The sequence below is a fragment of the Bradyrhizobium ontarionense genome, assembly GCF_021088345.1.
In the GTDB taxonomy this organism is placed as follows: Bacteria; Pseudomonadota; Alphaproteobacteria; order Rhizobiales; family Xanthobacteraceae; genus Bradyrhizobium; species Bradyrhizobium ontarionense.
In genome coordinates, this window is record NZ_CP088156.1 from 3,695,867 (window position 1) to 3,718,068 (window position 22,202).

General features: G+C 64.9%; 19 protein-coding genes and 1 tRNA gene. 5 read left to right on the top strand and 15 right to left on the bottom strand.

Translation table 11 applies throughout. From position 1 onward, the window contains the following. Positions 1 to 109 precede the first annotated feature (109 nt). From LQG66_RS16705 to chpT, 6 genes are all read right to left on the bottom strand, one after another. On the bottom strand, positions 110 to 979 hold the full coding sequence (locus tag LQG66_RS16705) for a CheR family methyltransferase (RefSeq protein ID WP_231327289.1): 870 nt from the start codon (positions 977 to 979) through the stop codon (positions 110 to 112). After that, positions 976 to 2,166: a protein-glutamate methylesterase/protein-glutamine glutaminase gene (locus LQG66_RS16710; RefSeq protein WP_231327290.1), complete on the bottom strand. Its 1,191-nt coding sequence runs from the start codon at positions 2,164 to 2,166 to the stop codon at positions 976 to 978. The genes LQG66_RS16705 and LQG66_RS16710 overlap by 4 nt, the downstream gene beginning before the upstream one ends. 73 nt (positions 2,167 to 2,239) lie before the next feature. Continuing rightward, positions 2,240 to 2,605 carry a response regulator gene (locus tag LQG66_RS16715; protein ID WP_231327291.1) on the bottom strand — a complete coding sequence of 122 codons (366 nt, stop codon included), beginning with the start codon at positions 2,603 to 2,605 and terminating at the stop codon, positions 2,240 to 2,242. A 67-nt stretch (positions 2,606 to 2,672) separates the two neighbouring features. After that, the gene (locus LQG66_RS16720) at positions 2,673 to 3,143 is read right to left on the bottom strand and encodes a chemotaxis protein CheW (protein WP_231327292.1); all 471 of its coding nucleotides are present in this window, start codon (positions 3,141 to 3,143) and stop codon (positions 2,673 to 2,675) included. Positions 3,144 to 3,168: 25 nt separating this feature from the next. Further along, entirely contained in the window at positions 3,169 to 6,000 is a 2,832-nt protein-coding gene (locus LQG66_RS16725) for a hybrid sensor histidine kinase/response regulator (RefSeq protein WP_231327293.1), read from the bottom strand. A gap of 264 nt (positions 6,001 to 6,264) precedes the next feature. Next, positions 6,265 to 6,927 carry a histidine phosphotransferase ChpT gene (gene chpT / locus LQG66_RS16730; RefSeq protein ID WP_231327294.1) on the bottom strand — a complete coding sequence of 221 codons (663 nt, stop codon included), beginning with the start codon at positions 6,925 to 6,927 and terminating at the stop codon, positions 6,265 to 6,267. Between the two features lie 272 nt (positions 6,928 to 7,199). Between chpT and cysQ the strand changes: the two genes are divergently transcribed. Beyond that, the gene (cysQ, locus tag LQG66_RS16735) at positions 7,200 to 8,036 is read left to right on the top strand and encodes a 3'(2'),5'-bisphosphate nucleotidase CysQ (protein ID WP_425601316.1); all 837 of its coding nucleotides are present in this window, start codon (positions 7,200 to 7,202) and stop codon (positions 8,034 to 8,036) included. 16 nt (positions 8,037 to 8,052) lie between these two features. Here cysQ and LQG66_RS16740 read toward each other — a convergent pair whose 3' ends face one another. Beyond that, positions 8,053 to 8,565 (bottom strand): YHS domain-containing (seleno)protein, encoded by a 513-nt coding sequence (locus tag LQG66_RS16740; RefSeq protein ID WP_231327295.1) that lies wholly within the window; start codon positions 8,563 to 8,565, stop codon positions 8,053 to 8,055. Positions 8,566 to 8,684: 119 nt separating this feature from the next. On the opposite strand from LQG66_RS16740, the gene LQG66_RS16745 reads away from it, so the two are divergent. The 3 genes from LQG66_RS16745 (at position 8,685) to LQG66_RS16755 (ending at position 11,038) form a co-directional block, all read left to right on the top strand. Next, complete coding sequence (locus LQG66_RS16745; RefSeq protein ID WP_231327296.1) at positions 8,685 to 9,329, top strand: DUF1134 domain-containing protein; 645 nt, start codon at positions 8,685 to 8,687, stop codon at positions 9,327 to 9,329. Between the two features lie 121 nt (positions 9,330 to 9,450). After that, complete coding sequence (locus LQG66_RS16750) at positions 9,451 to 10,746, top strand: coiled-coil domain-containing protein (RefSeq protein ID WP_231327297.1); 1,296 nt, start codon at positions 9,451 to 9,453, stop codon at positions 10,744 to 10,746. A gap of 217 nt (positions 10,747 to 10,963) precedes the next feature. Next, positions 10,964 to 11,038, top strand: a tRNA-Val gene (locus LQG66_RS16755). A gap of 354 nt (positions 11,039 to 11,392) precedes the next feature. Here the strand turns inward: LQG66_RS16755 and LQG66_RS37340 are convergent. From LQG66_RS37340 to LQG66_RS16775, 3 genes are read right to left on the bottom strand one after another with little or no spacing between them, the layout of a single operon-like run. Beyond that, the gene (locus LQG66_RS37340; protein WP_345778948.1) at positions 11,393 to 12,427 is read right to left on the bottom strand and encodes a cupin domain-containing protein; all 1,035 of its coding nucleotides are present in this window, start codon (positions 12,425 to 12,427) and stop codon (positions 11,393 to 11,395) included. 20 nt (positions 12,428 to 12,447) lie between these two features. Beyond that, positions 12,448 to 13,428, bottom strand: coding sequence for a 4-hydroxythreonine-4-phosphate dehydrogenase PdxA (pdxA, locus tag LQG66_RS16770; RefSeq protein WP_425601343.1), 981 nt, complete (start codon positions 13,426 to 13,428; stop codon positions 12,448 to 12,450). A 26-nt stretch (positions 13,429 to 13,454) separates the two neighbouring features. After that, a complete protein-coding gene (locus tag LQG66_RS16775) occupies positions 13,455 to 14,522 on the bottom strand; it encodes a four-carbon acid sugar kinase family protein (protein WP_231327299.1) in 1,068 nt (355 codons plus the stop codon). 74 nt (positions 14,523 to 14,596) lie between these two features. Between LQG66_RS16775 and LQG66_RS16780 the strand changes: the two genes are divergently transcribed. Beyond that, the gene (locus LQG66_RS16780; protein WP_231327300.1) at positions 14,597 to 15,469 is read left to right on the top strand and encodes a LysR family transcriptional regulator; all 873 of its coding nucleotides are present in this window, start codon (positions 14,597 to 14,599) and stop codon (positions 15,467 to 15,469) included. A gap of 191 nt (positions 15,470 to 15,660) precedes the next feature. Here the strand turns inward: LQG66_RS16780 and LQG66_RS16785 are convergent, their stop codons facing one another. The 5 genes from LQG66_RS16785 to LQG66_RS16805 form a co-directional block, all read right to left on the bottom strand. Continuing rightward, on the bottom strand, positions 15,661 to 17,118 hold the full coding sequence (locus tag LQG66_RS16785; protein WP_231327301.1) for an aldehyde dehydrogenase family protein: 1,458 nt from the start codon (positions 17,116 to 17,118) through the stop codon (positions 15,661 to 15,663). Beyond that, a complete protein-coding gene (locus LQG66_RS16790; RefSeq protein WP_231327302.1) occupies positions 17,115 to 18,392 on the bottom strand; it encodes an NAD(P)/FAD-dependent oxidoreductase in 1,278 nt (425 codons plus the stop codon). The genes LQG66_RS16785 and LQG66_RS16790 overlap by 4 nt, the downstream gene beginning before the upstream one ends. A 73-nt stretch (positions 18,393 to 18,465) precedes the next feature. Then, complete coding sequence (locus LQG66_RS16795) at positions 18,466 to 19,605, bottom strand: alanine racemase (RefSeq protein WP_231327823.1); 1,140 nt, start codon at positions 19,603 to 19,605, stop codon at positions 18,466 to 18,468. 65 nt (positions 19,606 to 19,670) lie between these two features. Continuing rightward, a complete protein-coding gene (locus tag LQG66_RS16800) occupies positions 19,671 to 20,546 on the bottom strand; it encodes a GNAT family N-acetyltransferase (RefSeq protein ID WP_231327303.1) in 876 nt (291 codons plus the stop codon). A gap of 301 nt (positions 20,547 to 20,847) precedes the next feature. After that, entirely contained in the window at positions 20,848 to 22,158 is a 1,311-nt protein-coding gene (locus tag LQG66_RS16805; protein ID WP_231327304.1) for an NAD(P)/FAD-dependent oxidoreductase, read from the bottom strand. Positions 22,159 to 22,202: the final 44 nt, after the last annotated feature.

Genomic DNA, 22,202 nt, shown 5'->3' on the forward strand with positions numbered 1-22,202 from the left:
GGAAAATGTTCCAGCGAGGCGAGGAAGATTTGGTTTGGCAGGACCTATCCGGAGACTGCGGTCTTGCCTGTACGGCCGGCCCGGCAGTGCTGAGCGGCCGGCGCGGCGTTCAGCGCGCCGCGACCACCTTGAGGCCGGGCAGCAGGGCGGCTCCGCCGCGCGGGCTGCGGACCGGGTTGATCTGGTAGAGGCCGCGCCGCTCCTGGTTGGGCCGGAACGCGTCGGTGATGCCGACGACCGACTCCGCCGCCCCGAGCATCAAGGTGCCATCCGGCTCCAGCACCTTGGCGAGGCGCTCGAAGATCGACGCCTTGGTCGGCTGATCGAAATAGATCAGCACGTTGCGGCAGAAGATGACGTCGAACTTGCCGAGATGCGAGAAGTCCTGCAGCAGGTTGAGCTGGCGGTGCTGCACCATGCCGCGGATGTCGGCGCTGAGCTGCCAGAGCTCGCCCAGCTGGGTGAAGTATTTCACGAGCAGCTGGATCGGCAGTCCGCGCTGGACTTCGAACTGGCTGTAGAGCCCGGCCTTCGACTTCTCCAGCACTTCCTGGGACAGGTCGGTCGCAACGATCTCGATACGCCATCCGGCCAGAGCGGGACCATATTCGCGCAGGCACATCGCAATCGAATACGGCTCCTGGCCGGTCGAGCAGGCGGCCGACCAGATGCGCAGGGATCGCCGGCTGGCGCGCGACTGGATCAGCCCGGGCAGAACCCCGTCGTGCAGATGATCGAACGGAATCTTGTCGCGGAAGAAGAAGGTCTCGTTGGTGGTCATGGCCTCGACCACCTGCGTCGTGAGCTGCTCCGCGCCGCTCTTCATCTTCATGACCAGCTCGGGGATGCCCGGCAGGTTGTACCGGCGCGCGAGCGGCAGCAGGCGGCTTTCGACGAGATATTGCTTGTCCGCCGACAGGTCGAGACCGGAACGATCCTTCAGAACCTTACGCAAGAACTCGTAGTCCAGGGGGGTCACGAGCGGTCTCCTGCAAACAGACGGACCAGCTTCGGCCCGATCTGGTTCAACGGAAGGATCGCCGCGCAAATCCCGGCATTGGCGGCCGCGCCCGGCATGCCCCAGACCACGCTCGTCGCTTCGTCCTGGGCGATGACGCTGCCGCCGGCCGCCACGACGTCCTTGCCGCCACGCATGCCGTCGGAACCCATGCCCGTCAGGATCACCGCCAGCGTCGAGCCCTGCCAGACGTCGACGGCGGAGGTGAACAGAGGATCCACGGCCGGCTTGCAGAAATTGATCGGGGGACCGTTGTCGAGCGCGATCGCAATGTCGGCACCATGGCGTACGACGCGCATGTGGCGCCCGCCCGGCGCCAGATAGATCTGGCCCGGCTTGATGATCTCGCCGTCGATCGCCTCATGAGCGGGCCGGCGACTCGAGCGCGCCAGATGCTCGGCAAGGATCGTGGTGAAGGTCGGCGGCATGTGCTGTGTGATCAGCACCGGAAAGCGGTCGATGACCGGACCGAGATCGGTCACAAGCGACATCAGCGCCTGCGGACCACCGGTCGACGATCCGATCAGCAGCACCTTCGGCATCTGCGTGCCGAAGGCGCGCCGCGCGAGCTGCGCCGGAGCGGCGGGCACCGCCGGGGCCGGCAGCGGAGCCGCGACCGGGCGCAGCGCCGGCGCAGGCCTCAGCTCCTGAACGTGAGGCGCGGACGGCGCGTAAGGCGTTGGCGCGGAGCGGCGTGCCTTGGCGCCAAGCGTCCGGATCTTCTGAATGAGGTCGTAGTGGAAATTGTCGGCAGCCGATGCTTCGCGCGTGCTCTCGGGCTTCGGAATGTAGTCGGCAGCGCCGAGCGACAGCGCCTTGAAGCTGATCTCCGCGTTGCGACGGGTCAGCGTCGACGCCATGATCACGGCAAGGTTCTTCTTCTTGGCAAGCAGCTTCGGAAGCGCGGCGATGCCGTCGAGCTCCGGCATCTCGATGTCGAGCACGGCGACGTCGGGATTGACGCGATCGATCTGATTGACGGCTTCGAGGCCGGTCCGCAGCGACGCCGCCACGACCATGTCGGGCTCGGAGCTGATCCAGCGCGAGATCATGCCGCGGATGACGACGGAATCGTCCACGACCATCACCCGGAGAGGTTCCTGTCTGGTCGAACTAGGGATCGAAGAACTGGCCAACGCGACGCTCATAGTTCACCAACAGGACAGAGGCAGACGGCGACGGCAAGCCCGGAGGATCACGGGACCATCGGACCGAGGAAGATCAGATCAGCCCAACTTCCTGGAATTTGGCTGTCACGATCTCCTTGTCGAACGGCTTCATGATGTACTCATTGGCGCCCGCGTGCAGCGCCCGCGCGATATGCGCGACGTCGTTCTCGGTCGTGCAGAACACCACTTTCGGCGCATCGCCGCCGGGCATCCGCCTGAGATTGCCGAGGAACTCATAGCCGTCCATGACGGGCATGTTCCAGTCGAGCAGAACCGCATCGGGCAGGCCCCGCTTGCAGATCTCCAGCGCCTGCTCGCCGTCTTCCGCTTCCACGATCTGGAAATCCAGACCTTCCAGAATGCGTCGCGCCACTTTTCGAATGACGCTCGAATCGTCGACTACCAGACATGTTCTCATATCAGCCTCTCGAAATCAGGATCCAATGCAACGACGCTGGCTGCGCCGTTGCGCTCACGCTGCGGCCTCAGGCCGCCATCTTGTCGGCTGCGAGTTCGAGCACGCGATCGACATCGAGAATGACCATCAGCTGGCCATCGAGGCGGTGCACGCCGCCGGCGAGCTTCGCCATGCGCGGGTCGAGGTTGACCGGGTTCTCTTCCCGGCTCTCCTCGGGCAGCCGCAGCACCTCGCCGATCTGGTCGATCAGCAGGCCGTAGGATTCGCCGCGCAGGTCGACGCCGACCGCCATCGGCGGCCTGCCGTCATCGGCCCTGGCGAGGCCGAGCCGCGCCCGCATGTCGATCACGGTGACGATGCGACCGCGCAGGTTCAGCACGCCGGCAATCTCGGCCGACGACAGCGGCACCCGCGTCACGCGCTCCGGCATGAACACGTCCTGCACCCGCGAGATCGGCAGGCCGAACAACTGGCCGCCGATCACGGCGGTGACGAATTCGGAGGCCGCGCCCTCGGTGGTCTCGATCTTGCTGCTCATCGCACGTTACTCCTGCCCCCTCGTGTTACGCGGCGCGCTGATTGGCTTCCGCGCGCGCCCGTTCCTCGATCTGTTCCTTCAGCGCCGCGATCAGACCGGGCCGGTCGAACTTGGCGATGTAGTCGTAGAGCCCAGCCTGGCGGCCGCGCTCGATTGCCGCCGGCGACACCAGCGACGACACCGCGATGACCGGCATCTGGTTGAGGTTCTGGTCGGCGCGAATCGCTTCGGCGAACTCGAAGCCGTTCATCTCCGGCATCTCGATGTCGGTGACCACGATGTCGAAGGTGTGCCCCGAGCGCAGCGTGGCCAGCCCCTCGATCGCCGACGCGGCGGTGCGGACCTTGTAGCCGGCCGACTTCAGCACCGGCGCCAGCATGTTGCGGAAGAACGGCGAGTCGTCGACCAGCAGCACCGACTGCGTCTGCGCGTCGGTGTGCATCTCCTTGCGGATGAACCAGTCGGCGAACGCCATCGGCAGGAAGTGGCCGACGTCGATCACCTCGGTCGCCTGGCCCTTGATCACGGCCGAGCCGAGAATGCCGTCCTTGGCGCCGGACACCTGGATGTTGAGACGTTCCTCGACGATGTCGATGATCTCGTCGACCACGAGCCCCATCGCGCGGGTCTCGTCGGCGAACACCAGGATCGGCTGCGATCCGGTGGTCTGCACCGACACGCCTTCCATCTGCACCAGCGGCATCAGCTGGTCACGGTACTGCACCATGTAGCGGCCGTTGGAGATCTCGATCTTGTCGGCCGCGATCTCCTCCAGCCGCGTGACCAGCGCCAGCGGCACCGCCTTGGGCTGCGCCGTGCCGGCGCGGAACACCAGGAGCGAGGTGAGCTGCTCGCCGCCGATGGCGTGATGCGCGGCATGCTCGTCGGACACCGCCTGCGAGGCGGTGCCTGCGGCGCCGAGCGCCTTGGCGATGCCGTTCGGATCGATGATCATGATGACGGCGCCGTCGCCCAGGATGGTGTTGCCTGAGAACATGTCGATGTGACGCAGCTTGGTCGACATCGGCTTGACCACGATTTCCTCGGTGTGGAACACGCAGTCGACCACGATGCCGAAGGTCTGGTTGCCGACCTGCGTCACCACGATGAAGCCGTTCTCCGGATCCGATGACGAGCCGTCGTCGATCTTCAAGAGCTTCTTCAGATGCATCAGCGGCAGCAGCTTGTTGCGCAACCGCAAGACCGCGGTGTCCTTGATGCGCTCGATGCGGTGCTCGGAGTTGGCGCGCGCCCGCACCAGTTCGACCACGGCCAGTTGCGGGATCGCGAAGCGGTCGCCGGCGGCCTCGACGATCAGCGCCGAGACGATCGCGAGCGTCAGCGGGATCTTGATCGTGACCGAGGTGCCCTCGCCGGCCACCGACTTGATGTCGATGGTGCCGCCGATCTGGTCGATGTTGGTGCGCACCACGTCCATGCCGACGCCGCGGCCCGAGACCGAGGTGATCGCGGCCGCGGTCGAGAAGCCCGGCTCGAAGATGAACTTGTGGATCTGCGCTTCCGTCATCTTCTCGAGCTCGGCCTCGGTGACGAGGCCGTTGCTGAGCACCTTGGCCTTGATCCGCTCGGTGTTGAGGCCGCGGCCGTTGTCGGCGATGCAGATGATGATGTGGCCGCCCTCATGATAGGCGGACAGCCGGATCGTGCCCTGGTCCGGCTTGTTGGCCGCGGCGCGCTCGGCCATCGTCTCCAGCCCGTGGTCGGCGGAGTTGCGCACCATGTGGGTGAGCGGATCCTTGATCAGGTCGAGCACCTGGCGGTCGAGCTCGGTGTCGGCACCGTGCATCTCGAGCTCGATCTGCTTGCCGAGCTCGGTCGCGAGGTCGCGGACGATGCGCGGCAGCTTCTGCCAGGCATTGCCGATCGGCTGCATGCGCGTCTTCATGACGCCCTCCTGCAGCTCGGCGGTGACGTTGGACAGCCGCTGCAGCGGCACCTTGAACTCGGTGTCCTCGTTGCGGCGGGCGATCTCCAGGAGCTGGTTGCGGGTCAGCACCAGCTCCGAGACCATCGTCATCAGGTGTTCGAGCGTGTCGACGTTGACGCGGATCGACTGGTTGGCGACCTTGTCGTTCTCGTGCACCTCGCCGTCGGCATTGGCCTTCGCACGCGCGGGCTTCGCCTCCTTCTTAGCCGGCTCGGCCTTGGTTTCAGCCTTGGCAGGCGCCGCCTTGGGTTCAGGCTTGGGCTCGGTCTTGGGCGCGGTCTTGGGCTCGGCTTTGGCGACGGCGGCCGCAACCGCCGGCTTGGGTTCGGGGGCCTTCTCATGCGCAGCCGGCATCTCGATCGCGGTCTCGCGGAAGGCACGCTCCAGCTCGTCGAGCGAAACCTCGCCCGGGCGCAGCGGACGCTCCAGCGTCTGGTCGATCAGCGAGCCCTGCGTCAGCGCAGGCGCGGCCGGCGCAGGCGCGGCCACGGCGGGCGCTGCAGCTGCCGCAGCTCCGGCCGCCATCGCCGCCATGCCGCGCTCGACCATCGCCTCGAGCTCGCTGATGAGATCGCGGTCCTCGCCTTCGGGCTCGGCCTCGTTCGCCTCGAGCTGGCCCAGGATATCCTTGATGCGGTCGATCGTGGTCAGGATCAGCGTCACGGCCTCGCCGGTCACCGGCATGCCGTCGCGGAATTTGCCCATCAGGGTCTCGGCGGCGTGCGCCAGCGCTTCGAGCCGCGGCAGGCCCAGGAAGCCGCAAGTCCCCTTGATCGTGTGCACCAGCCGGAAAATGTTATCCAGGATCTTCGCGTTGTTCGGCTCCTGCTCGAACCGCACCAACTGATTATCGACGGTGTCCAGGCTCTCGCTGGTCTCCGTCAGGAACTCACGCAACAGATCATCCATGAAACTGGCCTTCGCACGCAACGGAACGCGACATGACGCGCTCTTCAAACCGTGGCCAGTTTCCGTGCAAAGCGTTTAATATTAGTTGAGTAAGCGCAAATGAACGGACTCAACAAAGAGATAAGGTGTGTCCGGACAAATTCGGACATGTCGGTAATATCTGATTAATCATGATGAACGATTTCCTGCCGCATCGGCGCGGCCTTGAAGCGCAGGAATCGTCAGTCAGATCCCGACGCTTGTCGGGCCGGTATCCTTGCCCGATCAGGAGGCCAGCACGACCATTGCATCGCCTTCGGCGGCGAGCGTCACCTTGAGACCGCAGGCCTCGGCGAGGAGGCGCGTGTAGTAAGGCTGTACCGCGTGGGCATCGATCGTCGCCTGATGCGCGCCGGCAAGCAGATTGATGATGTTCTGCGGCAGCCGCGCGTTGAGCCCGGTGGCGGCGACGCGGAAGCTCATGGTCTCGCCATCGCCGATTGGATCGACGGTGAGAACGCCGCCGCGCGGAATCGTCTGCTGCGCCACCACCATCATGTTGAGCAGCAGCTTGACCCTGTTCTTGGGCAACAGCAGCCGCGGCAGGTTCCAGGTGATGGAGGTCTTGGCGTCTTCGATATGGCCGCGCGCCATGGTCTGCGCGTCGCCGACATCGATCTGCGCGCCCGCCGAGCCGGCGGCGCCGAACGCGAGCCGGCAGAACTGCAGCCGTGCGGAAGCGGTCTTGGCGCTCTTGCGGATGAGGTCGAGCGCGAAGTCGCGGTCTTCGGGCTTCGGATTGTCGTCGAGCACCTCGAGGCCGTTGACGATCGCGCCGACCGGACTAATCAGGTCGTGGCAAACCTTCGAGCAGAGCAGAGCGGCAAGCTCGAGCGTGTCGGGAGCGGGAATCGGATTGGCGATCTCTGAAGACGACGTGCCGGACATTCGATGTTCCTGGAAATCCGCGAACTTTGACGAATCATGCTTGCCTAATGGCTTGATACACTGCGAATGCATGAACCGCCACCGAGCTTAGAGCATGCCACCGGAAAGTACGTAGCGGTTTTCCGGGCAGGATGCTCAATGGAACATCACGTGGCAGTATCCAGATGCGCCCCGGAGCGGGCCAGGACGGGATTGGGCCGACCGCGAGATGACGAGATGAGGACATCGACCATGAAAGCTCCGCACAGAACGGCCGAAGGGAGCACATCGCGATGATGACGAGCCCGACCGCAGGCGCCGTCGACATCGGATCGGCCGCAGCGCTGATGGCACCATTGACCGAGCTCGTCGTCGAGGCCGCCCACGCGATCCTGGCCGTGAACCGGCGCGCCATGAGCGTCACCGACAAATCCGACGGCTCGCCGGTCACCGAGGCCGATCTCGCCGCCGATCGCGTCATCGCCGACGGACTGGCGCGGCTTGCGCCCGAGATCCCGGCGCTATCGGAGGAGCGGGTCGGGGCAAGCGCGCCACCGTTCAAAGGCAGCTTCTTCCTGATCGATCCGCTCGACGGCACCAAGGAGTTCGTGGCCGGCCGCGGCGAATTCACGGTCAATCTGGCGCTGGTCAGCGCGGCGAGCCCGTTGCTAGGCATCGTCTGCGCGCCGGCAATCGGCCTGATCTGGCGGGGCCTGGTCGGCCGCGGTGCCGAGCGGCTGTCGTTCACGGAGACGGGCTTGGGCGTCCCGGAGCCGATCCGCACGCGGCCGGCGCCGAAGCCGGGCGAGGCCTGGGTCGCGGCCGTCAGCCGATCCCATGGCGACGCCCGCACCGAGGCCTTCATCCAGGCGCGTCCGGGAGCGATGCGTCTCCCGCTCGGCTCGGCCGTGAAATTCGGCCGGCTGGCCGAGGGCTTGGCGGACATCTATCCGCGGCTCGGCCCGACCTCGGAATGGGACGTCGCCGCGGGCCACGCCGTGGTCACGGCCGCAGGCGGCACGGTCACCAGCGAGACCGGGACGCCGTTGCGCTACGGCGAGCGCACGGACGGCTTCATCGTGCCGTCCTTCATCGCCTGGGGCGACCCCGCCGTGGTGAAGGCGGCATGAGCCGCCGCCCGGGGCTTCAGTTCGGCAGATCCTGCTCGAGCGCCGGCCAGCGCGCCTCCGCCCGCCGCAAATAGCGCGCGGGATCGGCGGCGAAGGCGTCCCGGCTCTGCTCCCGGCTGAACAGGAACAGCCGGTCCTCGACGACCGCAAAGAAGCGCGGATTACCGGCCACCGTGACGCCGCGCGCCACATCGGTGGGGTCATAGCCGCCGAATTGCGGGCCATAGACCTCCGGATGGGCCAGGAAGGAGGCGCGGTTGCCCTCGTTGCGGAACCGCCAGACCACCCCGCCCTGCGTCGCCTCCAAATCCGGATCGCCCTGCAGCGCCTGACCGTCGACGAAATAGGAGACGGGGTCGAAACCGTCGATCGCGAGCCCGCTGAAGCGGTTGGCGACGATCCGAAGGGTGGTGGCCGCGGGCGCGCCGACCGGCGGCAGCAGCAGAGCCGTGAGTGCGATGGCGGCGATAACGCGGCGAAACAGCGGCTTTGACCCTGTCTGGTTCCGTTGTTGCCGTTGTGCGGTCATAGTTGGTGCCGATAACATGGGAGACGAAGGGGCCGCGCCCCTCTCCCGACAATCGCCCGATGGGGTTGGCGTCAGGTTAAGGCGAAGGTCGGGAAGCCGATAGCAGGGGATTTCCATCGATGAATTTCGCATCACGCCTCGCCGCCACGACGCTTGCGGCCGTGCTGGCCCTGACTGCGTCGGTGGCTGCGCAACAGGCGCCACCGCCCCAGCCGCCGCCTCCCCAGGCCGCGCCCCCATACCAGCAGCCGGCGCCGCCGCCGCAGCGCGCGCCAGCCCCCGACAGTTTCGGTCCGGACGAGCTGGTCAATGCCGGCCACCGCTTCTTCGGCAACGTCTCGCGCGGCCTCGCCTCGGTGATCGAGCGCGCGGTCAGCCAATGGGGTCTGCCGAACGGCTACATCCTCGGCGAGGAAGGCGCCGGCGCCTTCGTTGCCGGCCTGCGCTACGGCGAGGGCACGCTCTACACCAAGAACGCCGGCGATCTGCGGGTCTACTGGCAGGGCCCCTCGCTCGGCTTCGATTGGGGCGGCGACGGCGCGCGTACCATGACCCTGGTCTACAACCTGCCGGCCACCAGCGCGATCTACCAGCGCTTCGTCGGCATCGACGGCTCGGCCTATATCGTCGGCGGCTTCGGCATGACGGCGCTCACCGCGAACAACATCGTGCTGGTGCCGATTCGCTCCGGTATCGGCCTGCGGCTCGGCGCCAATGTCGGCTATCTCAAGTTCACGCCGAGCGCGACCTGGAACCCGTTCTGATACCGCCGCGACACGTTCTCCCATGACGGATCAAGGTTAACACGGCAATGGGCTGGCTTTGCGCCAGCCGGCCGTGGCATTGTGATTCTGTTAAGTATTTCTGGCCGGGGAGTTGCGCGTCATGGTCGAGCCGATCATGTATTTTGCGATCGGATTTCTGATCGCAATGCTCTGTGCATTGATGATCGTGCCGCTCGTGCACAATCGTGCGGTGCGGTTGACGACGCGCCGGTTGGAGGCGGCCACGCCGCTGTCGATGGCCGAGATCCAGGCCGACAAGGACCAGCTGCGCGCGGAATTCGCGATGTCGGCCCGGCGGCTGGAAATGAGCGTCGACGCGCTCAAGAACAAGGCCACCGGCCAGCTCGCCGATCTCGGCAAGAAGACCGACGCCATCAACCGCATGAAGATCGAGCTCGGCGAGAAGAACGCCGCGATCTTTGCGCTGGAGGCGCGCGAGAAGGCGCTGAAGGACCAGCTGCGCGCCACCGAGGAGGAGTTCGCCGCCAAGACCGAGGCGCTCCGTGCCGCCGAGCAGGCGCTGAAGGACAAGCAGGGCGAGCTGGTCCGGCTGAGCACCGAGCTGAACGACAAGTCGATGCTGGCGGACAGCCGCCAGATCGAGCTGGTGTCGGTGCGGACCCAGGTCGAGGAGCTGCGCAGCCGCGTCTCCGACGCCGAGAAGGAGTTTTCCGCGACGCAGGCGCGGCTGACGCTGGAACGCGACGAATCCGACACCGCGACCAAGGCGCTCAACGACGCCCGCGCGCGGGTCGAGAATCTCAGCCAGCGCGTCACCGACCTCGATCGCCAGCTGATCGTCCAGGTCAAGGAAGCCGAGATGCTGGCGACCCGCGTCACCGACCTCGAGGGACGGCTGTCGACCCAGGGCAAGCTGCTCGCCGAGCGCGATTTCGAAAATAACCAGCTGCGCGAGGCCAACGCCGCCGCCGAGCGCACGCTGAAGGAGCTGCGCGACGAGCTCGCCGGCCACGGCAACGGCAAACCGGCCGCGTTCGAGCGACTGAAGTCCGAGAAGGCTGCGCTCGAAGAGCAGCTGCAGGCCGCACGCGACGAGCGCACCAAGCTGCAGCGCGAGATGAACGCGATCCAGCAGCAGGCCGAGAGCACCTGGGCCCAGGAGCGGATGGAGAACGCGCTGTTGCGCGAGCGCATCAACGACATCGCAGCCGAGGTCGCCAAGCTCGCGATGCAGATCGAGGGCCCCAATTCGACCATCGAGGCCATGCTGGCCGCCGAGCCCGTTCCTGCCAAGCCGGCAAACGCCAACGGCGTCGCTGCGACCCCTGCGGCTGCGGCAGCGGCAGGCGCGAGCGGTCCTCAGGGCGGCACCCTGGCCGACCGCATCCGGGCGCTGCAGTCCCACGCCTCGCGCGCCCGCCAGATCGGCGCTTGATGTGGCGGACCTGCCCCTCCTCCCTGTGAGGGGCAGATCCGTGAAAGGGCAGGTTTCGGCCCGATCGAGGACAGCCCGCCGTTCCCCCGCAGTTTTCCTCGCTGGCAACGCCGCAAATCCTTGACACCCCCTGCCCGCGCTTCGTAAATCGCGGGCTCCGACGGACTGCTTCGGCAGCTGCTCTCTGAGGCTTCACGGCCGGCAGCCACCGGGATCCGGGCGCATAGCTCAGCGGGAGAGCGTTCCCTTCACACGGGAGAGGTCCAAGGTTCGATCCCTTGTGCGCCCACCATTAGCCCCTTAATCCAACAAGTTAGCAGATCGATTCCCCGGAAGGGTGCCCCGAAATTTTTGGGGCACAACAAGGGTACACCCTGTGCTGGCTGCAACCGACCTTGGGGCCGACCGCATTGCGCAATCAAAACGAAGCAAAGCTCGGCACGGTACTGCGTTGAAGGGGCGGAACAGGCGACGTGCTGTCAGTTGCTGGCGCGCCACAGTTCGGGGCGGCTTCTGCATCTGGTAGCTCCGAATGACCGCCGACGGCATAAGCTAGCGATTGCCCGATAGAGTGGGCTAACGCGGCACGCCGCCGCGGAACAAGTCAAACTAGAGCGCGAAGATACGCGCTGGTCCGCCGCTCACTTTAGATCTGGCCGAGTTCAATCACCATTCGCCCGTCGGCCGCAGCGCCGGCATTGACGGTTGTGCCAGGTTCGAGCAGCACGACCTCGCAGGTATCGGTCAATGCGACTGGGCAATGCTCGACGCCATGCGGGACCACGATGAACTCGCCTTCCTCGATGATCTCGTCCCGATCACGGAACTTCATCAGCAGGCGGCCCTTGTGCACGAAGAAGAGTGCGTCCTTGCTCTTATGAAAGTGCCAGACGAACTCGCCGGAGAACTTGGCGAGCTTGATCTGCATTTCGTTAATCTGACCGGCGATCTTCGGCGACCAGGTGTCGTTGAAGCGCCCGAACGAGCTGGTGAGGTTCTTCTTGTGGAACGGCGAGAGGTGCTGATTGAGCGCAGCCACATCACGAATGATGGCCCGGAGCTGGCCAGTGACGTCCTTGTCCTCGGCCGGATACTTGCCGTCCAGCGCAGCAGTGCCGATCGTGAAGCCGGCGGCACCCGCTTCCTTCAGGATGGCGATCTGCTCAGCCGTATCGATCGAGCCGGCCACGTAGACGGGCTTGGACACCGCCGCGCACACCGCCTTGATGAGGGCCGGGACGTCTTCCTTCGACCGATAGGCGAGCAGATCGAGACCATGCACGCCCTCACGCGCGGTCAACGCCTCGGCGCTCTTGACGATCTCCTCGATGCTCCCTTGGAGCACGCTCGGGTGACCCGTGATGCGACCCGGGAAGGGGAAGTATTGGATCTCCGTGTCGGCAAGGAGCGGCAGGACGTCGTCGACACGTGTGCCGCCGAGCAAGACGTCAACGCCGATTTCGGCCGCCGCCTTCACCGAAACAATTTCACTTTCCGCGTCGAGCGAAACCACTTCGAGATAGGAGGTCGCGCCGCCTGCCTTGATGGACTGGTTGAGAGCCTTGAGTTGGTCGATAGGCAGGCCAATGTCCTTGAAGCCGATATGGCGAACGCCGAGACGCAAGGCGGTTTTGAGCTGTTCTGATGCGTCCTCGATCGTGCGGTCGTTGCGCGTGAGCATGAAGATGAAGCGAAGGCCCATTAGACTACCCTTTGAAGTTCTTTGGTCGTGGTTTGCGCAGCAACGAGCCTCCGCGCGTAAGCGAGCGCGGTCTCTAGACTGGCGGTATCGGCAGTGCCTAGACCTGCAATGTCGAACGCCGTGCCATGGTCAGGACTTGTGCGGACGAACGGCAGGCCGAGCGTGATGTTCACCCCCTTTTCGAGGCCGAGATATTTCACGGGGATCAGGCCCTGGTCGTGATATTGGGCCACGACCACATCGAAGCGGCCCTTGCGGGCCTGCATGTAGACAGTGTCGCCGGGCCAGGGACCACTGGCGTCGATGCCCTCGGCGCGCGCGGCCTCGATCGCGGGCCGGATGATCCGGATTTCTTCGTCGCCGAAGAGACCACCTTCGCCGGCATGGGGATTGAGCCCTGCGACCGCAATTCGCGGCGTCGCGATCCCGAGGGCCTTGCCGCCCTCATTTGCGAGCCGGATCGCCGACATCTGCGCATCGAAATCCGCTTGGTCGATGGCCTTGCGCAGCGACGTGTGGATAGTGACGAGAACCGTACGGATATCGTCGTTGGCCAGCATCATCGCAACGCGCTTCGCGCCACCATAGTCGGCGAGGATTTCGGTGTGCCCGGGATAGCGAATGCCCGCGCTTCCCATCGCTTCCTTGTTGATCGGCGCGGTGACGATCCCGCTGACCTTGCCGGCCTTGGCCGCCGCGATGGCGGCGACGATGGCGGCGAAAGAAGCTTTGCCGGAAATGGCGCTGACGATCCCGAACGGAGGCGGCGCGATGATTTGCGTCGCCTCGACTATCTCAATGGACCGCGGCTCAGAACGTGCCTCTTCAGGTCCCGCGATATGCCTGACCGTCAGGTCGAGACCCAGACGATGGACGATATTCTCCATCACGACGTAGCTGCCGAAGACGACCGTGCGTTCATGGCCTTTGGCCAATGTCTTCGCCACGATCTCCGGGCCGATGCCGGAGGCATCACCCATTGTGATGGCTAGGGGGACGGTTTTGATCACCACACAACCTGTTCTGATGCCCAGGCGCCAAGGCGGAGCTGCGCGATCGCACGACGCAGCGTATTGTCGTCGCCGAAGCCGCCTGCCTTCATGGCGATAAGTAGCTCTCGCCCATCCCCGAGGAATGCGCGGCCAAGCGGAAAGCCTGGCTCAAGCTCTTGCAGGATCTCGAACGCACCGATGTCCAGGCGATCGAGGATCGCTTCCATCGTGTCCCCGCCAGTGGCGATCACGACGTCGAAACGCTCGTCGGCCACCCTTCGAGCCACATCCCGGGCAATGTCGCGCACGACGGCGCCGGGATCATCCATCCGTTCGACTGGAGCTCGCAGCAGGGCGACCCCAGGCGCGAGCGCGACCCCATCGGCCTGACGATGGCTGCGCGGGTTGGCGCTGCCGATAGCGATAAGAATGTCGCCGCGAGCCGCGACGGTCACGTCCGATGCAGCCGCAGCCGGCGCAAGGCGCTTCGCCAAAGCCAGGGCCATGCCCGGAGAGCCCACCCACAGGATCGACTCCGGCTCCGGCAGAGCCGCAATTTGTGTGTCGAGATCGTCCTGTGTCGCAGCATCAAGGATGACGACGCTGCCGATGCAGGCCGGGACAAGCTCAACCAGCCGCGAGTGTCGCGCCGGATGGACGGGGTCGCGACCATACACGGTCTCCGCTACCGGGACGCCATCCACAAGCTGAACGCCGCTGACGGTCGTACGCCCTGCGCCGGGAAACGCAGGTGCAAAGACCAGCATCTTGCGGCCGCTTGCGATGTAGGCCGCTTCCAGCTCGGCCGTCACATGCCCGCGAAGTGTCGAGTCCACGGTCTTGTAGAGGACGTCCCGTGAAGCGAGCTGCTCGGCAAGTTCCGACACCCGCTGCGCCGTGTGCGAGGCAAGGGCCGATCGCGATCCGCTATCGACGGCGACGATCGCTGCATCCTGTAGCGGGAGCCGGCGTCGGCCGACAATTGCCCGCAGGCCCCGCTCGACAAACGGACCAGCCCCATCGGCGGCGCTGGTCAGATCGTCGGCGAGAATGCCGATCGTGTACTGGCTATTGGTTCGCATAGATCAATTATGTCAAACCAATCCAGCGTAAAAAGCGATAGTTTTTGTGTTTCATTGGTGATACTAGATCACCAATGAAGCGGTCGGAAATTCCTTCATTGGACGACTTGCGTGCGTTCGAGACCACGGCGCGCCTTGGGTCCGTCCGCGTTGCCGCCGACAGCCTTGCCTTGACCCATGGGGCCGTCAGCCGCCGTATCACCAAACTGTCCGAAGACCTTGGCTTCAAACTCTTCGAAAAAAGCGGACGCGGCTTGCGCCTCACGGCTGCTGGAGAGGTGCTCAACCTCACACTCGGCCGGTTCTTCACCGAGCTGGCGACAATCGTTGAGAGCTTGCGTGCTGCCAACGCTCGGCAGAATGCCCTCGTTCTCTCATGCGAGCCTTCAGTCGCTATGCGCTGGCTTATTCCGAGGCTTGCAAGCTTTCAGTCCGCCCACCCCGATATCGCGCTACATCTGTCAGTCGGCGGCGGTCCCGTCGAGTTTCGCCGCGACCGGATCGATCTTGCTATACGTCGGCTCGACTTTGCGCTCCCAGAGGCGTGGCATGTCAGGCGCCTTTTTCCTGAAAAGGTAGGACCGGTCATGAGCCCTCAGCTCGCGCCGGCGTTTGCCTCGGGGGAGTACATCGCGTTGGGTTCAAAGACCCGGCCGGACGCTTGGTCGCGCTGGCTTTCCAGCCACCCGTCGGTGCGGCGCCCCACGGAGATTCGCTTCTACGACCACCACTTCCTCATCGTTGAAGCCGCATCGGCAGGGTTGGGCGTTGCCCTCAGCCCGCGGGTGCTTGCAACCGACGACATAGATAGAGGGCGGCTCGTCGCACCTGCCGGATTCGATCCCGACGAAAGCCACTATGGTCTAATCTGGACAGGAGAAACTGAACTGTCCGGGAACGCAAACGATCTTGCGCTATGGCTGCAAGGACAGTGCAATTTCATCTAAGGCGTGATGGCACCAGGTTTGATAGCCCGACTTTTTTACAGGTAGTTGGCGCATCCAGAATTCGGTGCCGCCTTGCTCATCGAAAGGAGAAATTAGCCGATATAGAGATCCTGGAGCGCGATCCCGGAGCAAAGGGGGTCGGCGAAACTGGCACCCTGCTTTCGAACGGCTCTTTCCGGATCAGGGGCGTTTTACCGGTAAAATCCGAGAACAGCCTTTGTCTCGAGATATTCCTCCATGCCCTCGAGGCCGTATTCCCGGCCGTTGCCGGAACGCTTGTATCCGCCAAAAGGTGCGTTGGGGTCCCAGTCGGGATGATTGAGATGGACTTGCCCCGACTGGATCCGCCCGGCGACCGCCCGCGCCGTCTCCATATCGGTGCCCTGCACGTGGGCGCCGAGTCCGTAGACAGTGTCGTTCGCGATCTCGATCGCCTCCTCCACGGTGTCGTAGGGCATGATCGAGAGCACCGGGCCGAAGATCTCCTCCTGCGCAATCCTCATGTCGCGACGGACGTTCGAGAAAATCGTCGGCCGCGCATAGAGGCCGATCTGAAGGCCGTCGGGCCGCCCCGGCCCGCCGATGACGAGCTTGGCGCCTTCCTCCAGGCCGACACCGATCATGGCCTGGACGCGCTCGAACTGCGGCCGGTTGGCGATCGGACCATGGGTCGTGCTTTCCGCAAGCGGATCGCCGACCACCAGTTCAGAAGCGGCTGCCGCCGCCAGGATCTCGACCTCCTCCATCTGCGAGCGGGACACAAGCATGCGCGTCGGTGCGCTACAGGATTGGCCGAGATTGCGGAAGGCGGCGCCGACGCCGAGCGGAACAGCCCGGCGCAGATCGGCATCCGGCAAGATGATGTTCGGTGACTTGCCGCCGAGCTCCTGGGCGACGCGCTTCACGGTGGGCGCCGCCGCCTGCGCGACGAGAACCCCCGCCCGAGTCGAGCCGGTGATCGAGATCATGTCCACCTGCGGATGCGACGCCAGACCGGCGCCGACGATTGGCCCTGTCCCGTTGACGAGGTTGAATACGCCGGGCGGACAGCCGGCATCGTCCATCACCTCAGCGAATAGTAACGCACTCAGCGGCGACAATTCGCTCGGTTTCAACACCACGGTGCAGCCCGCTGCGAGCGCCGGACCGACCTTTGCCGTGATCTGGTAGAGAGGCCAGTTCCAAGGCGTGATGAGGCCGCAGACGCCGATCGCCTCGCGCATGATCGCTGTGCTGCCGCGCGGGGTGATGAACGGATAGATCGCGAGATTGTCGCGGGCGGCACGGATATGTTCGGCGGCCAGCGGCACTTGGGCTTGGCGCGCGTAGGTGATGGCGGCTCCCATCTCGCATGTAAGGGCCTGCGCGAACAGCTCCAGCCGCTCGAGCAGCAAACCATGGACCCGATCGAGCAGCGCCGCCCTCTCAGTTGGCGGCGTCATGGACCAGCCGGCGAAGGCTTGTCTGGCGGCGACGACAGCGCAGCCCACATCCTCGTCATCCCCGAGCGCGACTTCGGCGATCCGCCGTTCGGTCGCCGGGTTGGCGACGGTCGCCGTGGCCGATCCGATCGGCTTCCGCCATTCTCCGTCAATGTAGAATTTTCCGAGGAAGCCCGCTTCCGTCAGGTATCGAACGGGCGAGGTCATTGGAAGCTGTCCTTGATCCGGTAATAGGCGCCGACCAGCGGAAGGAACCAGGGAGGACCGAGATGGCCCGGAATGGACGGCCAGGCGAAGTCCTTCCAGGGATTGAGCTCGGTGCGCCCGTCCATGACGTCCGCCATGATTGTCCCCATCAGGGTCGCCATCTGGGTGCCGTGGCCGCTGTAGCCCATGGAATAATAGATGCCGTTGCGTTCCCCGGCACGTGGCAGCCGGTCGCGCGTCATGTCGACCATTCCGCCCCAGCAATAGTCGATGCGCACGCTGCGAAGCTCGGGGAAGACATCGTGCAGCGCAGCCTGCAAGATCGCACCGCTCTTTTCGTCCGACGCCGGATTGGAGATCGCGAAGCGCGCGCGGCCACCGAACAGCAGCCGGTTGTCGGGCGTTGTTCGGAAGTAGTTGACCAGGTTCTTCGTATCGACCGCCATTCGCCGGCGCGGCAGCAGCCGATCGAGGGTCGCGATCGGCAAGGGTTCGGTCACGATGAGGAAAGCGCCGACCGGCACGATCCGGCGTCGAATCCAGCCCAGCGGTCCGGTATGCGAGATGCCGCTCGCCAACAGAACCTGCGAGGCTCGAAGGCGCCCCCTGGGTGTCTCGATCTCCTGGCCTCCGCCGGCGGCGGGTCGCAGGCCCGTCATCGGCGTATGCTCGTGGATCTCGACGCCGCGCCGCGCCGCCGCTTCCGCAAGCCCGTGGACGAAGCGTCCGACATGCATGCCGGCGCTCTTGCGGTAGATCAGCCCGCCGTAATAGCGCTTCGATCCCACCTCGCCAGTGAGATCAGCACGGCTCACCATTGCCGTGTCGGGATCGACATTGGCGGCCAGCAGTTCCTGGCTGCGCGCCAGCTTGTCATAGTGCTCAGGTCTTGCCGCAAGCTTGATCTTGCCAGTGCGCGCGAAGCTGCAGTCAATCTTCTCTTCGGCGACCAGACGTTCGACCGTATCAACCCCGGCGTCGAAGGCGTGGTAGAGCCGGTTGGCGACGTCCTTGCCGAGCTTCGCCGCGAGCGTGCCGTAGTCCTGGGCGAACCCGTTGTTGCACATCCCGCCGTTCCGGCCGGACGCCGCGTGCCCGATCGTCTCGGCTTCGAGCAGCACGACGCGCGCGCCCTTCTTGGCGAGAGCCAGAGCGGCAGACGAGCCGGTCAGGCCGCCGCCGATCACTGCGACGTCGCAGGTGCCTTGCACCGGTCCTGCGGCGGCGCTCGTGAATGGCCCCGATGTATCCAACCAATATGATGTAAGCTTCATACCCCGGCTCCGAAAATATCGCCTCATAATGCCGGGCGTCCGCAAATCGCAGCAACCCACTCAGTTTGAGAGCCTACCAGCCGCGCATCCGCGGCCATCGCGCTTCGATCGCGTCGCTCCCGGCCGAGACCACATTGTACAGCTCGTGTTGCGAGGCCGTCGCACAGGCGTGATTGGGCAAAATCCTGACTTTTGCGCCGATCGAAAGATCCGGCAAAGCTTGCGCCGACCCGGACCTGATGGCGAGGATGCCGTGCTCCTGGCTCGCCTGTGCGACGATCAGGTCGGGATAGATCTTGCCGGAGAGATCGCAGACGAGACCGTAACCCTGGTCAACCCGCTGAGCCGCAGTGCCACGATCGCGCGACAGGGCCATCCAGCCCGCATCGACCAAGATCCAGCCCTTCGCCGCCTTCGTGCCGATCACGGTGGCAAGAACCGAGATCGCGATATCGTCGGTCGTGCAGACACCGACACCGTGCATCACCAGATCGAAGAACATGTAGACGCCGGCCCGCATCTCCGTAATGCCGGTCAGGTCGTCGGCGAAATGGGCGGTCGGCGTCGAGCCGACGCTTACGATAGGACATGCATGCCCCGCCGTCCGCAACGTCGCCGCGGTGGCGACGGCGGCGGCCCTTTCGTTCTCCGCAGCAGCGACAAGGGCCTCGGGCGTGCAGAGGCTGTAGGATTCGCCGGCATGGGTGAGAACGCCGGCGAGCTTGACGCCGGCCTCGGCCAGAGCGGCCGCGACGGCGATGAGCTTGGGATCGGTGGCGGTGAGCCCACCGCGATGACCGTCGCAGTCGATCTCGATGAAGGCGGACGGCGTCACACCAGCGGCATGACCGGCCACGCCCAGCAGCATCCCCTGCTCGGGCGAATCGAGCAGCACCTTGAGATCGATGCCTGCCTTCTGGAGACGCACGGCTCTCTCGGCGGCGTGCGGTGCAAGCCCCACGGCATATGTCATGTCTCGGAAACCATGCCGCGCGAAGTACTCCGCCTCCGCCAAGGTGGAAACAGTGATTGGCCCCGGCCCCGAGCGATGGGCGCGTCGGGCGACGTCAATGGATTTCGCGGTTTTCATGTGGGGACGCAGCACGACGTCTCGCGCGGCCATACGAGAGGACAGACGGTCGAGATTGCGATCCAGGCGGTCCTTGTCGAGCAGAAGGGCCGGTGTTGCCAACGCGCCAACCGTTGCGGCCATCTTGCCGTTCTGGATATCCGTGATATCCGTTCCGTGCGTCTCCTGCCCTATCACTTCGACGTCTCCTAGCCGAACGACTGGTTGGCGATCGCAAAGGTGCGCGCCGGCCCGGTCGATGGTGCCGGCGTCCCCAAGATCATGGTGGTGGCCTCGCCGACCTGCTGCAGGCCGATGCTTTCGAGCCAATCCCCGAGTTGCGATGAGACCGAGGTGTCGATCCGAACGAAACAACCCCCGAGGACTGCGAGCGCGGCATCGATCAGCGCGCGTGCATCGATCGGGCTTTCAGCTACGACAGGACCGATAACATGGCCGCGGCCGAAAAGCCGGGAGATGGCGTAGCCACGCGGTATGCCGTCACGCTGCAGGACGTAGCCGACACCGCTCTGGACGAGCCGATCCAGCAGCCGTCGTCTCTCCAAGCCCGTAGCCTCGCGATCGAGCCGCATGATCGCCTCAAAATCCGATGCAACCATTGACCTGACGAGGCACGACCGCGGGGCCTCACGGCATTCCCTCGGAATTCCGTGGTGCTGGTGAATGACCCCGATGGGGACGAAGCCGCGGCGCCGGTAAAGCGTGATCCCTTCGGCCGTCGAATTCAGCGCGATGGTCCGTGGACGCGCGGACGCCAGCAAGGCATCCATGAGCCGCGCGCCGTAGCCGCGGCCCTGAGCGGCTTTCGCGACGATGATCATCCCGGCCGAAGCATGAGTCTCGCCGTAGGGCCACCAGGCCGCGGTCCCGATCACCACACCGGAGCGCTGCAGAACAAAGCCTTGGCCCAGCTGCAGCGCGACATCCCAATCTTCGATCCGATAGGGCCAAGACATCTCTTGCGAGAGCTTCAGGGCGCCTTCCAGATGCGCTGCGGCGAAAGCAACCAGGGTCACGACTTCATTGTCGCGATCTCCCGCCTGGTTAGCTGCGGTGGTCCTCATGGGCGACGTCTCTTGCTTGGGTCCGGCTAATCGCCAGTACCTGACAAGGCGAGGGCCATCTGATGGTCCTCGCACGGCCCGCAACGTAACTTGGGTCCGACAGCATTACGCAATCGGACTGGGGCAAAGTTCGGCATAGAATTTCATTGATGACGTGGCCGGATCGCCAATCTGCTGTCCGCGGCTGGCGTCTCGTGCCATGTCGCGCCGCGCGTGGATACGTAGTAAATCGATACTCTTCTTCGAGATGCGGGAGTGCCCTGGAGATCATGCCCTGGATCCGTATTTTTTCTGCCGGCCATCAGCGGGTGGCGCGCCACAGCGCGATTCGGTCACGCATCCGATAGCCTTGAATGAATGCAGGCATGAACCACGGATTGCCGCGATAGAACGGGATGAAAGCCGGAGGCCGGAAGTCAAAGGCGGTGCGCGCCCGCTCCTCATGTCCCATCAGCTTGTGGGCCGCATGCATGCCGATCCACGGCGCCCAGACCACGCCCGAACCGCAGAAGCCGGTGGCGTAGACGACACTGTCCTTCTCGAAGATGCGCGGAATCATGTCGCGGTTCATCGCCACATTACCGAACCAACTGTGCGAGAGACGAACGGCCTCCAGTTCAGGAAACAAGTTGACCAGGCCTTTGCGTAGAAGCAGCTTCGGAGCCACCGGATCACCGACGCGGGAGCTGTCACGTCCACCGAGCAAAATGCGTTTGCCATCGGGTGAGGGTCGGTAATAGAAGCCGACCTCTCGGCTCTCGGTGATCATCATGCGTTTCGGCATCAGCCGCGCCATGACTTCGGGCGCAAGCTCCTCGGTCGCAATGATCCGGCTGCGGACCGGGACCAGCCGGCGGCGCAGGAAGGGCACGGCGCCATCGGTGTAACCGTTCGTACAAACCAGCACCTGACGCGCCTGCACCGAGCCGGCCGCGGTCACGACGCGGAATTCGGAGCCATCCCTGTCTATTGAGATCACCGGTGTTCGCCCGTGGACCGCCACCCCCGAAGCGAGCGCCACTCGAAGGAGCTCGGAGTGAAACTTCGCCGGATGTAGCCCACCGATGTCCATGCGAACCGCGCCGCCGCGGTAGACATCGGTGCCGATGTACTTGCGCTGCCCGGCATAGGGGACAGCGTAGGCCTCGATCCGCAGCCTCTTCGCCAGCGTCTCCGCGCTGCGCGCCATGGTTTCGTATTGCTCATATCCGAAGGCGCCTTTGAACTGCCCGACCAGCTGGAAATCGCACTCGAGCCGTTCCGTCTTGATGAATTCGTACAGGAACTCGCGTGCGATCTTGCCTTCTGCCTCGATCGCGAGCGCCCGTTCTTCGCCGAACTGCCGCGTGAGCGCAGCGTAGTCCGGCCGGATGGTTCCACTGGTGATTCCACCGTTGCGCGTAGAAGCCCCCTCCCCCGCATCCATCGCATCAAAGGCCGCAACTGAGCGTCCCTCGCGTGCCAGCGCTAGCCCAGCCGAAAGCCCGGCGTAGCCAGCGCCCACGATCAGCACGTCGAGCCTCTCGGGCAATGGCTGTTGAGGCAGCGGCTTAACCGGGGCGGCTTCCCACCAGTACGGCGTCGCCTTCTCGTCGACTCGCGGCGCGTGCATGTCGTCTGCTCCTCATATCTTCAAACGTGGCTCGGCCTCGTGCC

Bases quoted from the DNA above. Each gene is read 5' to 3' on its own strand.
- LQG66_RS16710 (WP_231327290.1), bottom strand. From the start codon at position 2,166: ATGAGCGTCGCGTTGGCCAGTTCTTCGATCCCTAGTTCGACCAGACAG.
- LQG66_RS16715 (WP_231327291.1), bottom strand. From the start codon at position 2,605: ATGAGAACATGTCTGGTAGTCGACGATTCGAGCGTCATTCGAAAAGTG.
- LQG66_RS16720 (WP_231327292.1), bottom strand. From the start codon at position 3,143: ATGAGCAGCAAGATCGAGACCACCGAGGGCGCGGCCTCCGAATTCGTC.
- LQG66_RS16725 (WP_231327293.1), bottom strand. From the start codon at position 6,000: ATGGATGATCTGTTGCGTGAGTTCCTGACGGAGACCAGCGAGAGCCTG.
- chpT (WP_231327294.1), bottom strand. From the start codon at position 6,927: ATGTCCGGCACGTCGTCTTCAGAGATCGCCAATCCGATTCCCGCTCCC.
- cysQ (WP_425601316.1), top strand. From the start codon at position 7,200: ATGATGACGAGCCCGACCGCAGGCGCCGTCGACATCGGATCGGCCGCA.
- LQG66_RS16740 (WP_231327295.1), bottom strand. From the start codon at position 8,565: ATGACCGCACAACGGCAACAACGGAACCAGACAGGGTCAAAGCCGCTG.
- LQG66_RS16745 (WP_231327296.1), top strand. From the start codon at position 8,685: ATGAATTTCGCATCACGCCTCGCCGCCACGACGCTTGCGGCCGTGCTG.
- LQG66_RS16750 (WP_231327297.1), top strand. From the start codon at position 9,451: ATGGTCGAGCCGATCATGTATTTTGCGATCGGATTTCTGATCGCAATG.
- LQG66_RS37340 (WP_345778948.1), bottom strand. From the start codon at position 12,427: ATGCTCACGCGCAACGACCGCACGATCGAGGACGCATCAGAACAGCTC.
- pdxA (WP_425601343.1), bottom strand. From the start codon at position 13,428: ATGGGTGATGCCTCCGGCATCGGCCCGGAGATCGTGGCGAAGACATTG.
- LQG66_RS16775 (WP_231327299.1), bottom strand. From the start codon at position 14,522: ATGCGAACCAATAGCCAGTACACGATCGGCATTCTCGCCGACGATCTG.
- LQG66_RS16780 (WP_231327300.1), top strand. From the start codon at position 14,597: ATGAAGCGGTCGGAAATTCCTTCATTGGACGACTTGCGTGCGTTCGAG.
- LQG66_RS16785 (WP_231327301.1), bottom strand. From the start codon at position 17,118: ATGACCTCGCCCGTTCGATACCTGACGGAAGCGGGCTTCCTCGGAAAA.
- LQG66_RS16790 (WP_231327302.1), bottom strand. From the start codon at position 18,392: ATGAAGCTTACATCATATTGGTTGGATACATCGGGGCCATTCACGAGC.
- LQG66_RS16795 (WP_231327823.1), bottom strand. From the start codon at position 19,605: ATGGCCGCAACGGTTGGCGCGTTGGCAACACCGGCCCTTCTGCTCGAC.
- LQG66_RS16800 (WP_231327303.1), bottom strand. From the start codon at position 20,546: ATGAGGACCACCGCAGCTAACCAGGCGGGAGATCGCGACAATGAAGTC.
- LQG66_RS16805 (WP_231327304.1), bottom strand. From the start codon at position 22,158: ATGCACGCGCCGCGAGTCGACGAGAAGGCGACGCCGTACTGGTGGGAA.